We start from the raw sequence: 3,214 nt of genomic DNA, 5'->3' as shown, positions 1-3,214 counted from the left end.
GAGTTAGCGACAGCAGCGGTTATAAACCAAAGTTTGCGCGTTGCGGGCTGTGATTTTGGCGAGCGACCAACGGAAGCTACGCCAAAACGCTAGCGCACAAGAAGCAAACGAGGTTTATTGGAGCGAATGGCGCGGCGCGCGATGCATTTCCACCGAACGTGTGCGCGCAACTTCCAAAGAAAAGAAATAGGCAAGTTTTCCCTAGCGTTTACCGTTTGGGTTTGGATTTCTTAGGCGTAAACATAACGCCAAAGTAGGTAGCATTTCCGCTAAGATTTATTTCGTTGGGTACATTAACTGTTGGATTTGCCGAAACAATATTACTGTTTCGAACGGTGTTACTGTACCTGTTGTTTTTTTCGATAAATGCTGCAAACTCCCCGCCTGAGGTTAAATAGTTTCCTGACAAACGAAGGTTGTATTTAAAACGCATAATATCGGACTCATATCGCGCTAATCCTGAAATTATGGCTCCCGACTCATCCGTTGAAAATAGTGAATACGCCTGCTGATTTGTATCGAATTCAAACCCCAGCCCGCCGCCAAAATTAAGGGAAAATCGAGGTGAAATAGAGTAGCGGTAATTATACGACAGCCCAAATTCAAAACGAGTGCTACTTTCTTTATCTGCTAAAAAGAAACTCCGTCCGCCTAAATTATTTGCAAAAGAGCTATTTTTATACCTCACACGGTGATATTTAAAATCGGCTGATAGCGCGTGCGATTTAAACTGAAAAAAGCGATAAGCAAGCGAGAGCCCGTCGATTGGTTGAACTCGAGAAAAATCGGTCGGACTGTAGTTGTTTTCGATCCGTGCACTGCTGCTGTAAATAGGTCGGAATGTGCCTATCGTTAACCGACTAATACTATCATAAGCGGTTTGCGCTGTTGCGGTAAAAAAGCAAACAGACATGAAAAGTTGTAGTGCTAAATTTTTAGTACGCATATTTTTATTTTTCTTTTTTAATAAAACTAATCGCAGCGTTACAAGTATCAAACGAAGTTAAAAAATTTTCTTGCACAAACGTTCAGTAAATTGCCAAATAAGAGAACTTTAACTATGTTAGAATGGAAAATTACATAAAACGAAAAAAGCACCGCTTTTTCACGGTGCCATTTATTTAATTATTGCTTTTTCTTCTTTAGAAATCCTTTTCGAGGAGTGAAAGTTAAACCGAAAGAATAATAATCACCGTCGTTATCGAATATACCAAAATTTCTGTTTGATGGCTCAATGTCATCAAATACCTCGAATTGACCATTAATATACCGGCTTTTCCAATTTCTATTTTGTTCAAGATATAAACCAACTTCACCACAATTTAATAAATAATTTACAGATATTTTAAAGTTATATCTTGAAACCGATGTACGATATTCTGTGTAAGAAAAAAAAGGTCTTTGATATTCCACCCAATTTTCGTCAGAGAAAAAACTCTGCGAAATTACTGATTCACTGTTACCGTTTCGCTCATAACTAACTCCAGCATAAAAATTTACTGACATATAATTGGTTATCTTCTGTCGATAGTTGTAAGACAAACCGACTTCATAATTTGTAACTGCCTGTCTAGAAGGCATAAAAAACATACTTTCTCTCGGAAGACCAGAAACAACATCAACGACAGTGAAATTGCTCTTTAGGCGCGAACGCATTTTATATGTTCTAAATTCAAAATTTATACCATGATTTTTGTATTGCAGTATTCGTGCTCCAAGAAAAAAGCCAGTGGAAGGATCCATTTCGAATGTAGCGAAATTAATATTTTGATCTCTATAGTATTTTATCTCATCGAATTTTGGCGCAAACAAACCTATCGAAAACCGACTTATGCTGTCGTAAGCGGTTTGTGAAAAACATTGCTGAAAAACCAAAAAACAAATAATTGAGAGATATTTAAATTTATTGCTCATAAAAAGGTAATATCACCTGAAAGGCAGGATTTGTTGAGGAACTAGCTGCGCTGTGGTTACAAAACAAGGAGCTATTTCCGTTGACAATCCGACTTCCAAATGGATTGTCTCTTCTAAACACGACTGTATTACTATAAGCTGCTATTGTTTTTGATTGAGAATATGCGCTTGGCGTAGTGCCACAGTTCACGTACCTATTACCTTGCGGGTGAGTTGTTAACAAGGCTACTTGGTTAACCAAACCGGTTGCAGAGAAATTTCTTCTATATAATCTAGTATTAGCCTCAAGTTTATGGCGACCAAAAGCCCATGTTTTCCTGGTCAATGCCACATAACTTGTAAATACAAAATTACCGTTAACCTCATAATTGTAATTAGATGTAGCAACTTTGCAAAGTGAACCAGATTGATTAGCGCTACTCATTTCCGCGATAAGATCTATAAAGTCAACAGATTCATCTTGCCATATACCAGTATCGCCACTGTTAATCAAGGCAAGTTTGCTTAAACTACCATCGTCAATTTTGATAAATTTAGTGACTTCATCATCATATTTATAAATTTTACCTTCAATCATTATTTCACCTCTTTCATTCCATAAACACCGTTCAGAGGGTGATGCGATAGGATGAATGTCTGGATTGTCGTTATAAGGCGGGAGAGCAGTCTGCATCCAAAGCAATTCTCTTTCAATAATCGAAATTCTTAAACTCCTAAAATTGTATACATTTTCAAAATTTGTAAGAGGTTCGTACAAATCGATTCTATTAGACTCCACAAGGTTGTTTAAAGTTGCAAGAGAACCACTGTATTGTCGAGTGATTCCGTCTATAAAATTTTCCTGAACAATTTCCAGCGAATCAACCGTAGCCCAATATTCCGCCTCCGAATCAAAACTCAGGATTGTACCTGTCGGATTTTGAATTCTTTGCTGACCATCAGCACCATTAGCAGTGTTGTAAGTGATGACGTTGAATTTACCTTTATTTTGCTTTGCAGTTTGCTGTTGCTCAGAAAAATTATCCGAACAACTTGTTAGAAATAACCCCCCCATAAAGAGTAGTAAAATAGATTTTTTCATAAAAATTAAATTTAGGTTAGTCAAATTTAAATACTAACGTTCAAACTAGCAATTAATAACTGTTAAAAAATAAAAATAATTTTCTGAAGAAAGTGGTAAATTTTCGAGTTAGCGACAGCAGCGGTTATAAACCAAAGTTTGCGCGTTGCGGGCTGTGATTTTGGCGAGCGACCAACGGAAGCTACGCCAAAACGCTAGCGCACAAGAAGCAAACGAGGT

At 37.3% G+C, this 3,214-nt stretch carries 3 protein-coding genes; all 3 read right to left on the bottom strand.

Going from position 1 to position 3,214, the window contains the following annotated elements:
- Positions 1–208: 208 nt before the first annotated feature.
- The 3 genes from Q0064_RS01800 to Q0064_RS01790 all read right to left on the bottom strand — a co-directional run bounded on the left by Q0064_RS01800 (position 209) and on the right by Q0064_RS01790 (position 2,995).
- Complete coding sequence (locus Q0064_RS01800; protein ID WP_298143406.1) at positions 209–946, bottom strand: hypothetical protein; 738 nt, start codon at positions 944–946, stop codon at positions 209–211.
- 179 nt (positions 947–1,125) lie between these two features.
- Entirely contained in the window at positions 1,126–1,914 is a 789-nt protein-coding gene (locus Q0064_RS01795; RefSeq protein WP_298143403.1) for a hypothetical protein, read from the bottom strand.
- A complete protein-coding gene (locus tag Q0064_RS01790) occupies positions 1,904–2,995 on the bottom strand; it encodes a hypothetical protein (RefSeq protein WP_298143400.1) in 1,092 nt (363 codons plus the stop codon). Before Q0064_RS01790 ends, Q0064_RS01795 begins: the two co-directional genes overlap by 11 nt.
- Between the last annotated feature and the right edge of the window lie 219 nt (positions 2,996–3,214).

It is taken from the genome of Flavobacterium sp. (assembly GCF_027490375.1).
Classification (GTDB): domain Bacteria; phylum Bacteroidota; class Bacteroidia; order Flavobacteriales; family Flavobacteriaceae; genus Flavobacterium.
The sequence above is the reverse complement of the archived record's forward strand: the minus strand, read 5'-3'. Positions and strand labels throughout refer to the sequence as shown.